Annotated in this window: 18 protein-coding genes; 11 read left to right on the plus strand and 7 right to left on the minus strand. The window is 37.1% G+C overall.

Going from position 1 to position 19124, the window contains the following annotated elements:
- The 3 genes from FLJC2902T_RS14865 to FLJC2902T_RS14875 form a co-directional block, all read left to right on the plus strand.
- Nucleotides 1–1570, plus strand: a 1570-nt coding sequence (locus FLJC2902T_RS14865; RefSeq protein WP_035679134.1) for a gliding motility-associated C-terminal domain-containing protein, incomplete at its 5' end; no start/stop codon positions are given.
- Nucleotides 1571–1620: 50 nt separating this feature from the next.
- Nucleotides 1621–2529: a PorP/SprF family type IX secretion system membrane protein gene (locus tag FLJC2902T_RS14870; RefSeq protein WP_035679136.1), complete on the plus strand. Its 909-nt coding sequence runs from the start codon at nt 1621–1623 to the stop codon at nt 2527–2529.
- Nucleotides 2530–2540: 11 nt separating this feature from the next.
- Nucleotides 2541–4478, plus strand: a complete 1938-nt coding sequence (locus tag FLJC2902T_RS14875) for an OmpA family protein (RefSeq protein ID WP_023580621.1) — start codon at nt 2541–2543, stop codon at nt 4476–4478.
- A 110-nt stretch (nt 4479–4588) separates the two neighbouring features.
- Here the strand turns inward: FLJC2902T_RS14875 and FLJC2902T_RS14880 are convergent, their stop codons facing one another.
- The 6 genes from FLJC2902T_RS14880 to pyrR all read right to left on the minus strand — a co-directional run bounded on the left by FLJC2902T_RS14880 (nt 4589) and on the right by pyrR (nt 8959).
- On the minus strand, nt 4589–5098 hold the full coding sequence (locus tag FLJC2902T_RS14880) for a CAP domain-containing protein (RefSeq protein ID WP_023580622.1): 510 nt from the start codon (nt 5096–5098) through the stop codon (nt 4589–4591).
- Nucleotides 5099–5253: 155 nt separating this feature from the next.
- A complete protein-coding gene (pdxH, locus tag FLJC2902T_RS14885) occupies nt 5254–5898 on the minus strand; it encodes a pyridoxamine 5'-phosphate oxidase (RefSeq protein ID WP_023580623.1) in 645 nt (214 codons plus the stop codon).
- Between the two features lie 163 nt (nt 5899–6061).
- Nucleotides 6062–6967, minus strand: a complete 906-nt coding sequence (locus tag FLJC2902T_RS14890) for a ribonuclease Z (protein ID WP_023580624.1) — start codon at nt 6965–6967, stop codon at nt 6062–6064.
- 74 nt (nt 6968–7041) lie between these two features.
- On the minus strand, nt 7042–7374 hold the full coding sequence (locus FLJC2902T_RS14895) for a hypothetical protein (protein ID WP_023580625.1): 333 nt from the start codon (nt 7372–7374) through the stop codon (nt 7042–7044).
- An 81-nt stretch (nt 7375–7455) separates the two neighbouring features.
- Complete coding sequence (locus FLJC2902T_RS14900; protein WP_023580626.1) at nt 7456–8382, minus strand: aspartate carbamoyltransferase catalytic subunit; 927 nt, start codon at nt 8380–8382, stop codon at nt 7456–7458.
- 25 nt (nt 8383–8407) lie between these two features.
- Complete coding sequence (pyrR, locus tag FLJC2902T_RS14905) at nt 8408–8959, minus strand: bifunctional pyr operon transcriptional regulator/uracil phosphoribosyltransferase PyrR (protein ID WP_023580627.1); 552 nt, start codon at nt 8957–8959, stop codon at nt 8408–8410.
- A 256-nt stretch (nt 8960–9215) separates the two neighbouring features.
- On the opposite strand from pyrR, the gene FLJC2902T_RS14910 reads away from it, so the two are divergent.
- The 7 genes from FLJC2902T_RS14910 to FLJC2902T_RS14940 all read left to right on the plus strand — a co-directional run bounded on the left by FLJC2902T_RS14910 (nt 9216) and on the right by FLJC2902T_RS14940 (nt 15849).
- On the plus strand, nt 9216–10103 hold the full coding sequence (locus FLJC2902T_RS14910) for a hypothetical protein (RefSeq protein WP_023580628.1): 888 nt from the start codon (nt 9216–9218) through the stop codon (nt 10101–10103).
- A gap of 127 nt (nt 10104–10230) precedes the next feature.
- A complete protein-coding gene (locus FLJC2902T_RS14915; RefSeq protein ID WP_023580629.1) occupies nt 10231–11109 on the plus strand; it encodes a pirin family protein in 879 nt (292 codons plus the stop codon).
- Nucleotides 11110–11174: 65 nt separating this feature from the next.
- Entirely contained in the window at nt 11175–11489 is a 315-nt protein-coding gene (locus FLJC2902T_RS14920; RefSeq protein ID WP_023580630.1) for a GNAT family N-acetyltransferase, read from the plus strand.
- A 29-nt stretch (nt 11490–11518) separates the two neighbouring features.
- Nucleotides 11519–12400 carry a pirin family protein gene (locus FLJC2902T_RS14925; protein WP_023580631.1) on the plus strand — a complete coding sequence of 294 codons (882 nt, stop codon included), beginning with the start codon at nt 11519–11521 and terminating at the stop codon, nt 12398–12400.
- A 159-nt stretch (nt 12401–12559) separates the two neighbouring features.
- Entirely contained in the window at nt 12560–13354 is a 795-nt protein-coding gene (locus FLJC2902T_RS14930; protein ID WP_023580632.1) for a cation transporter, read from the plus strand.
- Nucleotides 13355–13590: 236 nt separating this feature from the next.
- The gene (locus FLJC2902T_RS14935) at nt 13591–14676 is read left to right on the plus strand and encodes a DUF6544 family protein (RefSeq protein ID WP_023580633.1); all 1086 of its coding nucleotides are present in this window, start codon (nt 13591–13593) and stop codon (nt 14674–14676) included.
- A 222-nt stretch (nt 14677–14898) separates the two neighbouring features.
- The gene (locus tag FLJC2902T_RS14940) at nt 14899–15849 is read left to right on the plus strand and encodes an NmrA/HSCARG family protein (protein ID WP_023580635.1); all 951 of its coding nucleotides are present in this window, start codon (nt 14899–14901) and stop codon (nt 15847–15849) included.
- Nucleotides 15850–15912: 63 nt separating this feature from the next.
- On the opposite strand, the gene FLJC2902T_RS14945 is transcribed toward FLJC2902T_RS14940, so the two are convergent.
- Nucleotides 15913–17529 (minus strand): ABC-F family ATP-binding cassette domain-containing protein, encoded by a 1617-nt coding sequence (locus tag FLJC2902T_RS14945; protein WP_023580636.1) that lies wholly within the window; start codon nt 17527–17529, stop codon nt 15913–15915.
- Nucleotides 17530–17686: 157 nt separating this feature from the next.
- On the opposite strand from FLJC2902T_RS14945, the gene FLJC2902T_RS14950 reads away from it, so the two are divergent.
- A complete protein-coding gene (locus FLJC2902T_RS14950; RefSeq protein WP_035679140.1) occupies nt 17687–19090 on the plus strand; it encodes a TlpA family protein disulfide reductase in 1404 nt (467 codons plus the stop codon).
- Nucleotides 19091–19124 lie beyond the last annotated feature (34 nt).

The raw sequence follows: 19124 nt of genomic DNA on the forward strand, positions 1-19124 counted from the left end.
TAATTTCCAAGACATTACCGCTCCTGTATTTGCGGCTTTGCCTGAACCTGCTACTATAAACTGTCCATCGTTACCTGACTTTGTCCAAGCAGTAGCTACCGACGATTGTAGTTTACCGATTGCGCTTACTTTCGCCGATGTAACAACACCCGGAGAATGTGCAGGATCTTATTCGGTAACCAGAACATGGACTGCCATTGACGGTTGCGGTAACAGCTCTTCTACATCACAAACCATAAATATTCAGGATGTGGGTATACCAATTATTCGTCAGACTCCTGAAAACATAACCGTTTCCTGCTCAAGTGAAATCCCAGCTATGGTTTCTTTAATTGCCGACGATAATTGCACCGGAATTATATCTGTTCAGGGTACTGATACAATTACTACCGGAGAATGCGCAAATTCATACTCTGTAGTCAGAACCTGGATTTTTACAGATGCCTGTGGTAACACATCTTCGACAAATCAGACAATTACTGTATCAGACCAAATTGCTCCTGTCCTTCCTGAAGCACCTGCAAACTTGAATCTGTCATGTTCATCTGAAGTTCCGGCGCCTGTTTCATTGACAGCCGTGGACAATTGTTCAGGAAATATTTCAGTTGAAAGTGTAGATTCAATAGTGCAAGGCGACTGTCCTAATTCATTTGTAATTACCAGAACTTGGACATTTACAGACGATTGCAGAAACACATCGTCCATGTCACAAACCATAACCGTATCTGATGAAACTGCACCGACTTTAACGGGTGACTTCAGTGAAGAATTAACCGCAGCCTGTTCCAGTATTCCTACTCCGCCGGAGCTTCAATTTATAGACAATTGCGGAGGACAGGTAACGGTTGTTTTCGAGGAGCATGTAGATCAGGGATCAATAACTCAGGAAACTTATGATCTGATAAGAACCTGGACAGTTACAGATACATGCGGTAATTCAACAGTGATTACACAAACCGTACATGTTACTGTAGGAAACTTTTTCAGTGCCGATAATCCGGATCTGTGTAAAAACGATACTGCCTATGCCAATTTCAATTTAATGTCACTCCTTCCGGCAGGAACGGAACCGGGCGGACAATGGGTTGGAGTAAATATACCTGGAAACACAATCAATCATGCAAACAACACGTTAAACGTTACACAATTAGGTGTTGGTTATTATACACTTCAATACATACTTACAACAGAACAATCATCATGTCCGAGAAAATTGGAATTCTACGTTCATGTGGTTAACAATTGTGGAGTTTTGGCCGAATGTACGATAAATGTGTTCAATGGTTTTTCACCTGATGATGACGGTCAGAATGATGTTCTTGTTATTGAAGGTATAGAATGTTACCTAGAAAACAACGTTCAGATATACAACCGATGGGGAATATTGGTATTCGACAAATCCGGATATAACAATACCTCTGTTGTTTTCAGCGGAAAATCGGAAGGAAGATCAACATTAAACAAAAACGAAATGCTTCCGGGAGGGACCTATTTCTATGTCTTGAAATACAAAGATAATGAAGGTGGAAACTGGCATGACAAATCTGGTTATTTATATTTAAGCAGATAATTCTCATACTACTATTAATTATTTTACTAAATTAACTTAAATTAGTGAACATGAAAACAAAATTAACAACACTCGTTTTAGGATTAATAGGTATGATGTGTTATGCTCAACAAGACTCTCAGTATACACAATATATGTATAATACCATTACCATAAATCCTGCATATGCCGGTTCTCGCGAGGTTCTGAGTATCTTCGGATTGTACAGAGCCCAATGGGTTGGATTGGACGGAGCGCCTACAACAAGTGCTTTTTCAATAAACTCACCCATAGGCGATTCCAGTTTCGGGATAGGTTTGTCCTTTGTTAATGATAAAATTGGCCCCGCAAATGAAAGTAATATATCCGCAGACCTGTCTTATTTCATCCAAATGTCGGAAAATTACAAACTGGCCTTCGGATTAAAAGGAACAGCCAATCTTTTCAGTATTGATCCTAATAAATTAAACATACAAAATCCGAATGATCCTCGGTTACAGAATCTTGATAACGATGCCAGTCCGAATGTAGGTGCAGGTATTTATTTGTATTCCGATAAATTCTATGCCGGTTTATCAGTGCCTAATTTCTTTGAGACGAATCATTACGAAGACAATTCCGTTTCGATTACACAAGAGAAATTGCACTACTATTTCATTACCGGATATGTCTTTGATGTTGGGAGTAACTTAAAGATCAAACCTTCAATACTTATGAAAGCAGCTGAAGGAGCTCCATTACAGGGAGATGCATCTTTAAATTTTTTAATTTATGACAAACTAACTCTGGGAGCAGCCTACAGATGGGATGCAGCCTGGAGTGCCATGGCCGGATTTCAAATATCAAACTCAGTCTTCCTAGGATATGCGTATGATATGGAAACTACTGATTTACAGAATTATAATTCGGGTTCTCATGAGATTTTCCTGAGATTTGAATTGTTCAATAATTCCAAAATGTTAACTCCTCGTTTCTTCTAAATTGAACAGTTATGAAAATCAAAGTACTACTTATAATTGCCATTTTCAGTATTGGTAATGTATATTCTCAAATTGGGAAACAAGCAAAGGGTGACAAAAAATACAACAATTATGCTTATATAGACGCGATTGAAGTGTATGAAAAAGTTGCCGAGAAAGGTCATAAGTCCGTAAATTTATTCGAGAAACTTGGAAATGCCTATTACTTTAACGGGGAGTATGATAAAGCGGAAAAATGGTATACCCAATTGTTTGCGATGCCAGAAGCTGCTGATGTTCCTGCCGAATATTATTTCAGATATGCACAATCATTAAAAGCTGTCGGGAATTACGACAAAGCCGATGAGTATCTGATGAAATTCTATCAGAAAACGAACAATCCTTCCGGAGCAGAATTAGTAAACAACAAAGATTATCTGGCAGAATTACGAAAAGATTCCGACAGATATAAAGTTGAAAATGCCGGTGATATCAATACAGAGTATTCTGATTACGGCTCCATGTTTAAAGGTTCTGATGTTATTTTCACTTCAGCTAGAAAAAACAAAGACGTTTTTCAGAAAAAACACAATTGGACAGGGCAATATTTTACGAAACTTTATACGGCAAAAATGGCTGAAGACGGTAAATTAAGTGAAACACAGGAATTTTCAAAAGACCTGGATTCCAAATTTCATGAAGCAACACCTGTTTTCACGAAAGACGGTAACACCGTTTATTTTACCAGAAACAATTTTTTTGACGGAAAAAAAGGAAAAAGTGAGGATAAGGTAACGAAACTTAAAGTCTTCAAAGCAACTTTAAAGGACGGAAAATGGCAGGATATAAAAGAACTTCCGTTTAATAATGATAATTACAGTGTGGCCCACCCTGCTTTGAGTCCGGATGAAAAAACACTGTACTTTTCATCGGATATGCCGGGAACTTTGGGAGCATCAGACATTTTCAAAGTCGCGATTAACTCAGACGGAACTTTCGGAACTCCTGAAAATTTGGGAAGCAGTATTAATTCACCGCTGAGAGAAACATTTCCCTTCATCACGGAAAAAAATGTATTGTACTTCTCTTCGGATGATCATTTGGGAATCGGAGGTCTTGATGTTTTCGAATCCAAAATGAATAAAGACGGAACTTTTACTTCGATAAAAAATGTCGGAGCACCGGTAAACAGTCCTAAAGATGATTTCGGTTACATTGTGAACACCAAAACGAATATCGGATATTTCACTTCAAACAGAGATGGCGGAGCGGGATCTGATGATATTTACAAGTTCAAGGAAAACGTTTGTGCGCAGATAATCAAAGGAACAGTTTCAGACATACTATCCCTGTTACGCCTGCCATCAGCAAAAGTATCTTTGTTTAATTCAGATATGGAACTGATTAAATCCACGGAAGCAAATGCAAATGGTGAATTTTCTTTTGAAGAAAATATTGATTGCGATAAAAAATATTACGTAAGAGCAGAATATCAGGATTATGAAACAAAAGAAATACCTGTTATGATACCAATGACTTCAGGTGAATCCAGAGCCGATATCGCCTTAGAGAAAAAAGTGGTACCGATTGTTCCCGGAATTGATCTTGCAAAAGTACTGGACATCAGCATAATTTACTTTGATTTGGACAAATGGAATATTCGCCCGGATGCCGCTGTGGATTTAGAGAAAATTATTGCCGTTATGCAAAAATACCCAACCATGAAGGTAGATATCCGTTCGCATACAGACAGTCGTGCACCGCATAAATACAATGAACGACTTTCAGATCGCAGAGCAAAATCAACTTTAGAATATATGGTTAAAAACGGTATCGATCGAAGCAGATTGTCTGCAAAAGGATACGGAGAATCACAATTGATAAATGGTTGTTCAGATGGCGTTAAATGCTCTGAAGAAGACCATCAAAAAAACAGACGAAGTGAATTTATTGTGCTTAGCATGGAATAGTTTCATTCTTTTTATTTCAATACGTTTAATAAAAAAAGCATCGGCCTTGGCTGATGCTTTTTCATTTTGGATTATTTAAACCCAGAAACTAAACACATATTATAATCATGTTATTTTCTGATAAACAGGTTGGTAAAATACTTTTTTCCATCATTATCTATTCTCACAGAAATTCCGAAATGAGTATAATTACCTTCCATGTTTGCTTTATGAGCCGGACTGTTAATCCATGCGTCAACCACGGATTGTGCGGTAGAATAATTGTAGGCAATATTTTCACCTACAGCTACGGCTCCCAAAGCAGTTCTCAAATTTTCCTCTCTTTGGGCAAAAAGGGCGTGTGTTAACGTATTGATCGAAATCATATATTCATCGTGACTTTCGGAAACATTAGAAATATGATTTATTTTTTCAAGTGGATTTAAACCTTTACTTAAACGGTGTTGGTTAATAAGGTTAGCAACATCCAATTCAATCTGGCTGTAGTTATATTCGTTATCAACAATATAATTTGCCGAAGCTGAATTTTGAGATGTTCCCTCTTCACTGTCTGTTGAACAAGAAGTTAAAACGAAAAGAAGTGCCATAAAAGATAAGGGGCGAAAAAAAGACATCTTCATAAAATTAAAATTTAAATGTTGTTCTTAGTTTTTTAAACAATTAATTATTATAACTGCTTGATTACTAAAGTAAATTTACACATTAATCGACTATCTGCAAATAATATCGATGAAATGCTTTAAATTTTAACATTTAAATTTTACATACTGTAATTTTAAGGAGAAAGTCTTTCAATTTTCCAATTATAATCTTCTAGCAACTGATAGCGAATACGATCATGAAGACGATTAGGACGACCTTGCCAAAATTCCACCGAAATAGGTCTGACCAGATAGCCTCCCCAATGTTTCGGACGAAGAATTTCTTTATTCTGATATTCCTTTTCAAGTTCTTTAAGGTTGTTCTCCAGGAAATCCCTTGAGGGAATAACGTCACTTTGAGCAGAAACTATAGCGCCTAACTTACTTCCGTCAGGACGACTGTCAAAATAATTATCCGAAACATTTTCCGGAGTTTTTTCAGCTACACCTTTAATAATAACCTGACGTTCCATAGAATTCCAGAAAAAAGACAAACAAACATTTGGGTTTTGTTCCAGCGCCTTTCCTTTTTCGGAATTATAATTGGTGTAGAAAATAAATCCTTCTTCATTAAACTTTTTGAGTAAAACGACTCTCGCTTTCGGAAACCCATCAAGGCCAATTGTGGAAACGGTCATGGCATTCACCTCTTCTATTCCTCCCAAGTCTTCGGATTCATAAAACCAACGGTGAAATAAATTCATAGGGTCTTCCGGAATTGTGGTTTCCAATAGTTCGCTTTTTTCGTATGACTTTCGGTAATTGCTTAGATCGGACATTTTTTTAGACTTCTTAGATTGTTAGATTTCTTAGATTATTGGACTACTTAGAAACTTTGGTTACTTATTGATAATTCTAATGAATATAAACTTAATAGTTTTTTTTCGAAATTTCTTTATTAAAAAATTCTAAAAATTCTAATTTTCTAACATTCTAAGTTGTCTAGAACTCAAATTCCCTTCCATCATCAGCGAGGAGAATATTCTGAAAAACGGTTTCGGCTTCTTTCCTGAATCGCTCAATGGAATCATACCGCGTGGAATAATGTCCTAAAACCAATTGCTCCACATTAGCTTTTTTTGCAATTGCAGCGGCTTGTTTTGCGGTACAATGCATGGTTTTTTCAGCTAAATGTTCCTCGGAATCGAGAAACGTACTTTCGTGATATAAAACGGTGGCATTTTCAATTATCGGAACAATGCTTTCATCATAAACCGTATCCGAACAAAAGGCATAACTCTTCGAAGGTTCCGGATCGAAAGTGAGCTTTTCATTTGGAATTACTCTTCCGTCATCTAAGGTAATATCACCTCCGTATTTTATTTTCTGATAATAAACGGTTTCAATGTCGTAATTCAAAATAGCGTCGATATTGAGTTTGCGTTCGCGGTTTTTTTCCTGAAACAAATACCCATTCGTGTATACCCGGTGCTTTAGCGGAATGGTTTTTACAATTACCCTGTCATCTTCAAAAACCACTTCACTTTCGGTGCTTTCCAATTCGTGAAAATATAAATTATACCCTGTGTAAGAATTTGATAATCTGAGTTGTAAAAGGATTATCTCTTTAATTCCTTTAGGTCCGTAAACATGTAAATCAGTTTGACGATTGAGCAACATGAATGTGGAAATCAATCCCACCAAACCATAAAAATGATCCCCGTGAAGATGTGAAATAAAGATATGTTCTATACGGGAAAATTTGATTTTATTCTTTCGAAGCTGTACCTGAGTTCCTTCTCCGCAATCAATTAAGAACATGCGGTTTTTTATTTCCAGAACCTGTGAAGTCGGATTCGTTATCGTTCGTGGAGTTGCCGCATAGCAGCCCAGGATTGTTAGTTTCATTCTAATTGATAGTTGATAATTGATAATTAACAATTACAAAGAATTATCAATTACTAATTATCAATTGTTAATTGTTAAAATCCTAAATCACGTTCGATTTCTTCCATTTCAATCATGTCGTGTGCTTCTAAAAGTGTCGGCACCACTAACAATGAAGCCGGAACATCATTAAAATCGATATTATCAGCTACGATTACGAATGATTTCTTAGCTTTCTTATGTTTTTTAGACAAATCTGCAAAGGTTTTAATTGCTTTTACATCTGCTGATTTATCATGGGATACATCCAAAATAAGGTTACGTTCTTTAAAAGACTCGTATTGGTCAGTAACTTTTTTAAGGAATTCCGAAACATTACCTTCGGTATCTTTAATTATCGTGGTGTGGATTTTATGATCTACTTTCATTTTTAAGTTGCTTAGTGGCTGAGTTGCTAAGTTACTGAGATTTTTTCATCTCAACAACTTTCTGACATCCGACTTTCAGACTTACTTTATCTTCTGAGCCAGTAAATAAATTACGGCCATTCGAACCGCTACCCCATTTTCCACCTGATTTAAAATAACCGATTGTGATGAATCCGCCACATCCGAAGTTATCTCAACTCCTCTGTTGATTGGTCCCGGGTGCATTATTACTATTTCTTTGCTTAATGAATCGAGTAATGCCTTATCCACACCGTATTGTTGTGCATATTCTCTTGTTGACGGAAAATAGTTCACATCCAAACGTTCGTTCTGAACACGAAGCATATTTGCTACATCACACCATTCCAAGGCCTTACGCAAATTTGGCTCGTATTTTACACCTAACGACTCAATGTATCTTGGAATCAGCGTTTTTGGTCCGCAAACCATAACTTCAGCTCCCTGCATTTGTAGTGCAAAGATGTTGGAAAGTGCTACACGCGAATGTAAAACATCACCCACAATTACCACTTTCTTCCCGCCTACTTCACCCAATTTTTCTCTAATGGAATAACTGTCAAGCAACGCCTGCGTAGGATGTTCATGAGCACCGTCTCCAGCGTTAACAATACTTGCTTTAACATTTTGTGATAAGAAGTGAGCCGCTCCTGGGTTTTTATGACGCATTACCACCATATCCACTTTCATCGACAAGATGTTGTTTACGGTATCAATAAGAGTTTCTCCTTTTTTAACCGATGATTGTGCCACTGAAAAACTCATTACATCAGCTGAAAGACGTTTCTGTGCCAATTCAAATGAAAGTTTGGTACGCGTACTGTCTTCAAAAAAGATGTTGGCAATGGTAATGTGTTGTAATGAAGGAACTTTTTTAATCGGACGATTGATTACTTCCTTGAACTGATCGGCAGTTTCGAAAATTAAATCAATATCACTTTTATTGATATATTTTATTCCAAGTAAATGATTGACGCTTAGCTCTTTCATCAGTATTGTTGTGTTGTTGTAATTCTTAGTTGTTTGTTGTTTTGGCTACTAAAAGCACTTGATCCACTCCGTCGTTTTCCTTCCAGTTTACGATAACTTTTTCGTTGTTAATCGCATCTACCTGTCTTCCGCGATAATCGGGCTGAATCGGTAAATCACGGCTGAAACGTCTGTCGATAAGCGTTAAAAGTTCGATTCCTGATGGTCTTCCGAACGATTGAATCGCAGTCAGGGCCGCACGGATGCTTCTTCCGGTGTATAAAACATCGTCTATGAAAACCACTTTTTTATCTTCCACCAAAAAGTCGATTTGGGTTTTATTGGCCTCAACAGGTTTTTCGGTTCTTCGGAAATCGTCCCTGAAAAACGTAATATCCAAAAATCCAAGCGGAACATTTTTAATGTTATACTCTTCTTCCAGCAGTTGTTTTATTCTCTCGGCCAGATATTTACCACGAGGCTGAATTCCGATAAGAATAGTGTTTGAAAAATCGAAATGTTTTTCGATTAACTGACAGGCCAAACGATGCAGAATGATATTGACTTCTTTTGAAGTGAGCAATACTTTTTGACTCATAAATGAAGTGTTGGGTTTGGTGCGTAAAAGTACAATTTTTTTGTTAATCTGCTACTTCCTTGCACTCATATTGATTTTTTAGTCTTAAAAAGATCACTCCTGTTTTTTTTATAAATTATTTTTAATTTAAACAAAACTTTATTTAAGCATTTAATCGTAAAAATCATCAAAATCAACGACTAATTCATTAAAAATGAATTTTAACAGATAAATAAAAATATTTTTAACATGCAATTAACAATTAAAAAACTAACCTATGAAGAAATTTACTTACCTAAAGCGTAAGCTGGCTATTTTTTGCTTGCTAACATTACCGATTTTCTTTACTGCTTGTCAGGAAGAAGAAATCACAAGTAGAAACAGCAATTTAGAAACAACCACTTCCTTAGCAGTTGCAAGTGGAAATTGTAGAGACAATTGTATTGATGCCGAGGCCCCGCACTACTACCCAACTACGGATTTGCAAACCGTACCAGCAACTGGTCAAACCAGTAAAACAGTTGAAATTAAATATTATAACACAGAAACGCATTTTTTTGTGGAAGTACAAAGTTCTCGACAGTGGAGCAATTTACAAATTTATAATGAGACTACTGGAGTTTGGAATTCCGTGCTGTCAGGGAATGTTGCTGCAAACTCTTCGAGATCCTATTCTTATCCTTTGGCAAACGGCTGGCAACCATGCACTCCGATTAGTTTTAGACTTAGAGTAGTTGGAGGTGGTGGTAATCCAGTCGATTTCCTTGTAAATTATGAATTAATCGGAATTTGCGATGATGGTTGTGCAACCTCATTTACAGGTGAAGCGATATCCTGTGATGATACCAGAGAAGCCGTATATACTTTTACAACCGATGCCGATCAGGAGTATATCAAAATTCAGGGTGGTTTAACCAATTTTACAGGAGCAGATGCAGTAGTAACTGTTTCAAACGAAAATTTAGAAATTACACAATCCACTCCGGGCGGAAGTTCGAATCGTATTATCAAAGTGGAAGGACCTGTTTCGGAATGCGAAACCATCACTATTCGTATCACTTGGAATTCGACCAACAACGGAGGAATTATTACCGGAGACTGGTCTATTAAAAATGGAGACGGATTAGAATTGGCTCCTTCTGTACCTGGTTTACAATGTGATTAATTAATTTTGAATATAATTTAAAAGCTGTGGGAAACTACAGCTTTTTTTGTATCATTTCTTAATCTAAATTAAGTAATTTCGGTAGTATTGTGAAGTAACTTTGTGTAACAACTTAAAAGAAAAAGCAATGGCAACAAAAAATATCGAATTAGTAGCAGCGCCAAAAACTCCGCATTTCGTTGGTGATGGTTTCAGGGTACACAATTTTATTCCGAGTGGTTATCATTTGGAGATGGAACGTATGAGTCCGTTTATCATGCTGGATTACAACTCCAAGTACAATTTTCCTCCTTCAGAAATTCCGAAAGGAGTCGGCGTACATCCGCACAGAGGTTTTGAAACCGTAACCATTGCCTACAAAGGAAAAGTCGCACATCACGACAGTGCCGGAGGTGGCGGAATTATTGGTGAAGGCGACGTACAATGGATGACGGCAGCTTCAGGTGTTTTACATAAAGAATACCATGAAGAGGAATTCAGTAAAACCGGGGGCGAATTTCAGATGGTGCAGTTATGGGTAAATTTACCGGCTAAAGATAAGATGTCGACTCCTAAATACCAGGCAATTACCAATGCTCAGATGGGACGTTACGAACTTGCTGACAATGCCGGATTTATAGAAGTGATTGCTGGTAACTATAACGATGTGAAAGGACCTGCATCAACATTCACACCTGTTCACATGCAAAATGCAAAACTAAATGAAGGCGGAAAAGCAACATTCTCGTTTCCTGGAAATTATAACACCGCTTTACTGGTTATCGAAGGAAGCATAAAAGTAAATGAAGATGAAGTAGTTCCAACCGATCATTTCGTCCTGTTTGAAAACCAGGGAGAGGAATTCTCCATTGAAGCACTTGAAAACGCAATTGTATTAGTTTTAAGCGGCGATCCGATCAACGAACCTATTTTTCCTCACGGTCCTTTCGTGATGAATACCCGCGAAGAAATCATTCAGGCCATTGATGACTTCAACAACGGAAAATTCGGATATCTTGCGGATTAATTAATCTAAATTCTAAATAACCGAATCCACCAATAACCAAATTCCAAAAATCTAAAAATCTAAAAATGAAACCTGAATATTTAGAAATTCCATTAGTCAAAAACGAAGAATTGCTTCAGTTTGAAATTACTGTTGAAGGACACAAAGCTTTTATCGTTTACAAAGAACGACCGCACACCATAACGTTGATCCACACCGAAACAGAGCCCGAATTGGAAGGAAAAGGTACTGCAACAGCTGTGATTGAAAAAACATTAGCCTATGTTGAGGAAAACAATTTCAAGCTTATTCCGCTCTGTCCGTTGGTTTTCGCCTATATTAAACGACATCCGGAGTGGAAACGAATTGTGGATGAAAATTTTAAAGGATTTGACGAATAAGTTCTTAACTTTATAAGAAAAAAAAGCCTATGTCCAATGTACAATTAATCATTGAGGAACGTGCCGCCGATATCGGGAACTTTATGGTGGGACGACTTTTGCCCTTCCGTGAAAAACGAACTGTGGGTCCGTTTGCCTTTATAGACCATATGGGGCCAACTTATTTAAGTGAGCTTGAAAATTTTGACGTTCCGCCGCATCCTCATATCGGGCTTTCCACCCTCACCTATCTTTTTGCAGGAAGTATCATGCACAAGGACAGTCTGGGAACCGAAATGGTAATCAGGCCCGGTGCCGTGAACTGGATGACGGCCGGTAAGGGAATTGTACATTCTGAAAGAACACCCCATGATATAAGAGAATTGGAAAAAATGCTGCACGGATTGCAAATTTGGGTTGCCCTTCCGAAAGAATTGGAGGAAATGGAACCAAATTTCACCCATGTTGAAGAACAAGACATTCCGCACTGGGAGCAGGACGGGCTCTCTTTTAAACTCATAGCCGGGGAAGCTTTCGGAAGAAAATCGCCGGTACCTGTTTACAGTCCGCTCTACTTTATTGAGATAAAAAGTACTACAGCACAGAAAGTAAAAATTGGAGATGATTTATTTGGCGAAAGTGCCTTGTATATTCTCGAAGGAAATATAAAAAGTGAAAATACTATTTTTGAACCGAAGCAGATTCTGATTGCCAAAGACAGCAAGCTCTGTGAATTCGAAGTGGGCGAAAACACTACGGTTTATATTTTCGGAGGCGAGCCATTTCCCGAAGAACGTTTCATATACTGGAACTTCGTTTCCTCAAGCAAAAAACGAATCGAAAAAGCCAAAATCGACTGGGAAAACCAATCTTTTCCGAAAGTACCGGGCGAAACTGAATTTGTTCCTTTGCCTGAGTCACGAAAGGCTTAATTTCGACAACGGAAGAATTTTAATACATATTTGTTGATAAAATAAAATCCGCTTGGTTAGTATAACCGGACGGATTTTCATATTTGTTGAATACTCAAAAATTTAAATATCAGGCTATTTGAGAGTTGTTTCAATTGTAAAAAAAAAAACAGGAATTGAATGCAAAAATCAATATTTGTAATAACCAAAATGGATTGTCCTTCAGAGGAAAATTTAATCCGAATGAAATTGGATGGATTATCAAATATTAAACATCTCGATTTTGATATTCCAAACCGAAAATTAATAGTATTTCACATTGGACAGATTGAACAAATCGAAAAGTCTATCAGTGAACTGAATTTAGGCGATCGCAAACTAGTAACTGAAAGTACCTCCCAAACGGAGTTTACCGAAAATGCAAATCAAAAAGAACTTCTTTGGACGGTTCTGATCATTAATTTTCTTTTCTTTTTAATAGAGGTAGCAACAGGAATTATTTCCAGATCAATGGGACTTATTGCTGACAGCCTGGATATGCTTGCAGACTCATTTGTATACGGAATAAGTCTCTTTGCAGTTGGTACAACTCAGATAAGAAAAAAACAAATAGCCAAACTTGCCGGATATTTTCAAATAACACTGGCAATAATTGGATTTTTTGAAGTCTTAAGGCGCTTTTTTTATGTAGAAAAACTCCCTGACTTTACTGTAATGATTATCGTTTCATCTTTTGCGCTTATAGCAAACGGAATTTGTCTTTATCTTCTTCAAAAGTCCAAAAGCAAAGAACAAGCTCATATAAAAGCAAGTCTGATTTTCACATCAAACGATGTAATAATAAATTTTGGTGTAATAGTAGCCGGAATTATGGTGAATTTACTAAACTCAAATAAACCAGACTTGATTATAGGAATCATTGTTTTTATTTTAGTTATTCGAGGAGCAATGAGAATATTAAAAATCGGAAATTGATAAGCATTGCTTTGGCAGCATCTTTAAGCGGGTTGAGTTTTAGGTAAAAACCTTCACTAAAAATTTACGGACATCTAATAATTCTATCAAAATTTAAAACAAACCACTGATTATGAGACACATATTAAACACATAAATCATGGTATTTTAAACGGAATCAAAATCGATTTTTCAAAACTTATCTTTGAAAACTGAAGATTTTGTGAGAAATAAATCCGTTTTTGTCGTAAATTGTAATGATGAAATTCCTGCTGGCAATACTGCTCATTCTCCACGGATTAATCCATTTGATGGGATTTGCCAAGGCTTTTCATTACGGAAAGATAACGCAAATTAAAGATGAAATTTCAAAGCCAATCGGTATTTTGTGGTTGTTGGATTCCGTACTTTTTATTCTTTCTGCAGTTTTACTTCTTCTTAAAAATGATTTTTGGATTCTGCTCTCTGTTATTGCACTGATTATTTCTCAAATCCTTATTTTCAAAACATGGAAATACGCCAAATTCGGTGCTCTAATTAACATTTTTCTTTTGATAATAGTGATTCTTTCCTACGGAAGTATCCGTTTCGAAAACGATTTTAAAAATGACACAAAAAAAAGTATAACCATTTCGAATTCAAAGAAAACTGAAATACTCACGCAAAATGACATAAAACACCTTCCTCTCGTTGTTCAGAACTACCTGAAATACGCAGGAGCAATAAACAAACCCAAAGTAAAAAATATGCGGGTTGTTTTCGAAGGCGAAATGAGAGAGAATGGAAAAAGGTATTTTCCGTTCACTTCAGAACAGTACAATTTTTTTGAAGAGCCTAGCCGACTCTTTTTCATGAAGGGAAAAATGTTCGGACTTACCGTTCCCGGTTATCACAAATATCAGGATGGAAAAGCAGCAATGAACATAAAACTGTTTGGTATCTTCCCTATTATCAGACATTCAGGTGCTGTAATGGACAAAACCGAAACCGTTACGCTTTTCAATGACATGTGTTTATTGGCTCCGGCAACGTTAATCGACAAGCGAATCCAATGGCAATTCATTGATGACAAAACAGTTAAAGCAACTTTCACCAATAAAGAAAGCCGAATTTCAGCCCGATTGTACTTTAATGAAAAAGGTCATCTCGTCAATTTTATTTCAGATGACCGGACAGCAATGGCAGACGGAAAACAATACCCGTTTTCCACACCGGTTTCAGATTATAAAAGCGTTAACGGAATTAAACTGATGAGTTACGGAGAAGCCGTTTGGTATTACCCCGATGGGAAATTCACATACGGAAAATTTCATCTGAAAGAAATCCAATACAATTGCAAATAGAAAATCTCCGTTTTCGAAATTTTATCATTAAATTTACTATCCGAATTTTAATTCTAATCCTCTCATAAAAAACGGTTTACGAATTATTTTTCAATACATCGATTTAGAATTTGCTCTGTTGCCAACCTCATTTCTTTTGCAAAACCTACTCCGTTAAATCTTGTATTTTACCAATCCGTATGGAGTTCATCGATACAATTCTAACATTAAAAAACTATAATTATGTCTCAGAAAAAATTAATTGCAGTATTCGGGGCAACTGGTGCTCAGGGTGGTGGTTTGGCTCATGCCATACTTGGTGACCCAAACAGCGAATTTTCTGTTCGCGCAGTAACAAGGGATGTCAATTCAGAAAAAGCGAAAGCGCTCGCCGCAATGGGAGCCGAAGTAGTATCCGCTAATATTGATGATATTGAAAGCATAAAACGCGTCCTGCAAGGGGCTTATGGCGCTTATTTTGTTACCTTCTTCTGGGAACATTTCTCGGTAGAAAAAGAAATGACCGAAGCGAAGAATATGGCAACAGCCGCCAAAGAATCCGGTTTGCAACATGTGATATGGTCAACCCTTGAAGATGTGAGAAAGTTTGTTCCTCTGAGTGATAATAGTTTGCCAACTTTGCAGGAAAAATACAAAGTGCCTCATTTTGATGGTAAAGGTGAATCAGATCACTTTTTTACTGATGCAGGGGTACCGGTAACTTTTTTGCTGACCTCATTTTATTGGGAAAATCTTATTTACTTTGGTATGGGTCCTAAAAAAGATGCTAACGGAAAACTGGCAATAACTTTTCCTTTAGGCAATAAAAAAATGGCAGGAATCTCTTCTGAAGACATCGGTAAATGTGCCTACGGTATATTTAAAAAAGGTAAGGAATTGATCGGTAAAAGAATTGGTATTTCGGGAGATCAGATTACTTGTAGCGAAATGGCGGAAAAACTGTCAAAAAAAATAGGTCAAGAAGTTGTCTATAATGAAGTTACCCCCGATCAATACAGAAACTTTGGATTCCCTGGCGCAGAAGATTTAGGAAACATGTTCCAATTTTATCGCGATTTTGAAGGTCCTTTCAATGGTGTCCGTGATATGAAATTTGCCAAAGAACTGAATCCGGAATTGCAATCATTTGACAGTTGGGTTGAAAAAAACGCGAGCCGGATTCCGATTGAATAGAACTGGCAATTCGCAAATAAGTATAAACAAAAACTCCCCGCTTATGACGGGGAGTTTTTAATATTAGCTATACATTTTCTTTCTCATTTCCTGAATTTTTTCATCTTCAAGATATTCATCGAATGTCATGTAACGGTCGATTACCCCTTTTGGAGTGATTTCCACTACCCTATTGGCAACGGTTTGTGCAAACTCGTGGTCATGTGTGGTAAACAATACCGAACCTTTAAAGTTTTTCAACGAGTTGTTGAATGCTGTAATCGATTCCAAATCCAAGTGATTGGTTGGTTCGTCCAACATTAACACGTTGGCTCTCATCATCATCATTCTTGATAACATACAACGTACTTTTTCTCCTCCGGATAAAACACGACCCGTTTTTAAAGCCTCTTCTCCTGAGAAAATCATTTTTCCTAAGAAACCGCGAACATAAACTTCATCTCTTTCCGGTTCTGTTTTAGCCCACTGACGTAACCAGTCCACCAGCGTCAGATCGTTTTCAAAGAAACTGTGATTGTCGGCCGGCAAATAGGATTGTGTAGTAGTGATTCCCCACTCATACGTTCCGGAATCAGCAGTAAGGTTTCCGTTTAAGATTTCATAAAATGCAGATGTAGCACGGGAATCTTTAGAGAAAACAACAATCTTATCGCCTTTGGCCATGTTTAAATCGATGTTTTTGAACAATACCTCTCCTTCGATGGATGCACTTAAATCTACAACATTTAAAATCTGGTCTCCGGCTTCTCTTTCCTGATCAAAAATAATGGCAGGATAACGACGGCTCGAAGGTTTGATTTCATCAAGATTCAATTTATCGATCATCTTTTTACGTGAAGTTGCCTGCTTTGATTTTGCAACGTTCGCCGAGAAACGACGGATAAACTCTTCTAATTCAGCTTTTTTCTCTTCGGCTTTCTTATTTTGCTGCGCTCTTTGTTTCGCCGCTAATTGGGACGATTCATACCAGAATGTATAGTTTCCGGAATAGTGGTTGATTTTCCCGAAGTCAATATCCGAAACATGCGTACAAACCGCATCAAGGAAGTGACGGTCGTGAGAAACCACCAATACCGTATTGTCATAATTTGCAAGGAAGTTTTCCAACCAACCAATTGTTTCAAAGTCAAGATCGTTGGTAGGCTCATCCATAATCAGTACGTCCGGGTTACCGAATAAAGCCTGTGCCAATAACACACGTACTTTCAGTTTTCCTTCCATTTCGCCCATCAGCGTGTAATGGTAATCGGCAGAAATCCCTAAATTGGAAAGCATTGCTCCCGCATCCGATTCGGCATTCCATCCGTTCATTTCATCAAACTGCATCTGAAGCTCACCGATTCTGTCGGCATTTTTATCATCATAATCAGCATACAATTCGTCCATTTCCTTTTTAATGGCGAATAATGTTTTGTTTCCCATCATCACGGTTTCCAAAACGGTATGCTCGTCAAACATGTTGTGGTTCTGGTTTAAAACCGACATACGTTTCCCCGGTTCAAGAATTACACGCCCTGAAGTCGGGTCGATATCTCCGGATAATATTTTTAAAAAAGTAGATTTTCCAGCACCGTTTGCTCCGATAATTCCGTAGCAGTTCCCCTGTGTGAAAGTTACGTTTACTTCGTCGAACAAAATTCGCTTACCAAATTGTACTGATAAATTTGAAACTGTTAACATTGATTTCTGATTTTTTATAAAAGTGTTGCAAAAGTAGAAAAAATAGCGGAGTTTTGAGCCCTATTAATGAGAATGTTCATTTTGGCATTTTAACTGTACATTAACAGCAAGTTATCCCTTACACACCTATATTTGTTTTGAAATAAATTTCGATTTAATGTTTGCCTATTTAAAAAATCTACTACTACCTGTTTCGTCCGTCGTACTGTGTGGTCTATTTTCCTGTAACAAGGAATTTAAGGACGACAATTACTCGGCCTATTTTGGTGGTGAAATAATTAACCCAAACAATCGCTATGTCCTTCTGTTAAAGGATAATGAAGTTATAGATTCGATACTATTGGACAATCGGAACCGTTTCTTTAAAAGATTCGATTCACTTGCCCCCGGGATGTACACCTTCAGACATGAGCCGGAATACCAGTATATTTATTTCGACAAAAACGACAGTATTATGCTTCGTTTAAACACAAAAGAATTTGATAATTCACTTGTTTTTTGTGGTCGTGGGGATCAGAAAAACAACTTCCTGATAGAAATGTTCCTGAAAAACGAATCCGACAGAAGTTATGATGTTTTCGATAAAGATTACAAACGATTCTCTAAAACCATTGATTCTTCCCACGCTGCCAAAAAAGCTTTTTACCTCAGACGCAAAACCGAAATCGGTTGGGATGAAAAATTTGATCTTTTTGCAAAAGCTTCCCTTGACTTGGATTATCTGGCAAAAAAAGAAATCTATCCGATTGCTCATAAAAGAAAAAAAGGAGAAGATGTCTGCAAATTTTTACCAAAAAACTACTACTCGTTCAGAAATGAAATCGACTATAATAATGAAGATCTAACCACTTATGTCTCTTTTGTACGCTATATGTCGGCCATGTTAAATAACATTGCGTATAAAGACTGTACAACAGAGAAAGATTATGAACAAAGTGCATTAGCTTCCAATATAAAAAAGCTAAACATTACCGATACTTTATTTAAGAATCAGAAAATTAAAAACGGAGTTCTGAACAATATCGCCTTTATGTATCTTCTAGAAGATCAAAACATGGCAAATAATAAAAAGTTTTTAGATCGTTATTTTCAGCTTTCTACAGATAAAAGCAAACACAACGAAATAAGAAAAATATCCAGTGCAGCCCAGCTCTTGAATCCGGGAAAAACACTTCCGCCTCAGACTTTCATAAATCCTTTGGGTGAAAAAATCGATTTTAATTCGGCTATAAAAGGCCAGACTGTGGTTTTCTTCTGGACCTTGAGTTCAAAATCCCATCTGGAAGCCGTTCATAAAAAAGCACACGATCTGAAAGCGAAATATCCTGATCTGAATTTCATCGCCATCAATATGGATGATTCGAATGAAGATTGGTTGAGAACACTGGCTACTTACAATTTTGACGTAACCACTGAACTTCACGCCACCGATTTAAAGAAACTTAAAGAGGAATGGGTAATTACGAAAATCCATCGCGTAATGCTGCTGAATCCGGACGGAACCATTAAAAATGCATTTGTGAGTCTGTTCGATGCGGATTTTGAGAAGTATTTAAAATAGTGGTCAGTGAACAAAAAACCATCAGTTTAGCTCA

The sequence above is a fragment of the Flavobacterium limnosediminis JC2902 genome, assembly GCF_000498535.1.
GTDB classification, from domain to species: Bacteria; Bacteroidota; Bacteroidia; order Flavobacteriales; family Flavobacteriaceae; genus Flavobacterium; species Flavobacterium limnosediminis.

Excerpts from the sequence above, each read along its gene's own strand:
- FLJC2902T_RS14870 (WP_035679136.1), top strand. The coding sequence starts at position 1,621 with ATGAAAACAAAATTAACAACACTCGTTTTAGGATTAATAGGTATGATG.
- FLJC2902T_RS14875 (WP_023580621.1), top strand. The coding sequence starts at position 2,541 with ATGAAAATCAAAGTACTACTTATAATTGCCATTTTCAGTATTGGTAAT.
- FLJC2902T_RS14880 (WP_023580622.1), bottom strand. The coding sequence starts at position 5,098 with ATGAAGATGTCTTTTTTTCGCCCCTTATCTTTTATGGCACTTCTTTTC.
- pdxH (WP_023580623.1), bottom strand. The coding sequence starts at position 5,898 with ATGTCCGATCTAAGCAATTACCGAAAGTCATACGAAAAAAGCGAACTA.
- FLJC2902T_RS14890 (WP_023580624.1), bottom strand. The coding sequence starts at position 6,967 with ATGAAACTAACAATCCTGGGCTGCTATGCGGCAACTCCACGAACGATA.
- FLJC2902T_RS14895 (WP_023580625.1), bottom strand. The coding sequence starts at position 7,374 with ATGAAAGTAGATCATAAAATCCACACCACGATAATTAAAGATACCGAA.
- FLJC2902T_RS14900 (WP_023580626.1), bottom strand. The coding sequence starts at position 8,382 with ATGAAAGAGCTAAGCGTCAATCATTTACTTGGAATAAAATATATCAAT.
- pyrR (WP_023580627.1), bottom strand. The coding sequence starts at position 8,959 with ATGAGTCAAAAAGTATTGCTCACTTCAAAAGAAGTCAATATCATTCTG.
- FLJC2902T_RS14910 (WP_023580628.1), top strand. The coding sequence starts at position 9,216 with ATGAAGAAATTTACTTACCTAAAGCGTAAGCTGGCTATTTTTTGCTTG.
- FLJC2902T_RS14915 (WP_023580629.1), top strand. The coding sequence starts at position 10,231 with ATGGCAACAAAAAATATCGAATTAGTAGCAGCGCCAAAAACTCCGCAT.
- FLJC2902T_RS14920 (WP_023580630.1), top strand. The coding sequence starts at position 11,175 with ATGAAACCTGAATATTTAGAAATTCCATTAGTCAAAAACGAAGAATTG.
- FLJC2902T_RS14925 (WP_023580631.1), top strand. The coding sequence starts at position 11,519 with ATGTCCAATGTACAATTAATCATTGAGGAACGTGCCGCCGATATCGGG.
- FLJC2902T_RS14930 (WP_023580632.1), top strand. The coding sequence starts at position 12,560 with ATGCAAAAATCAATATTTGTAATAACCAAAATGGATTGTCCTTCAGAG.
- FLJC2902T_RS14935 (WP_023580633.1), top strand. The coding sequence starts at position 13,591 with ATGATGAAATTCCTGCTGGCAATACTGCTCATTCTCCACGGATTAATC.
- FLJC2902T_RS14940 (WP_023580635.1), top strand. The coding sequence starts at position 14,899 with ATGTCTCAGAAAAAATTAATTGCAGTATTCGGGGCAACTGGTGCTCAG.
- FLJC2902T_RS14945 (WP_023580636.1), bottom strand. The coding sequence starts at position 17,529 with ATGTTAACAGTTTCAAATTTATCAGTACAATTTGGTAAGCGAATTTTG.
- FLJC2902T_RS14950 (WP_035679140.1), top strand. The coding sequence starts at position 17,687 with ATGTTTGCCTATTTAAAAAATCTACTACTACCTGTTTCGTCCGTCGTA.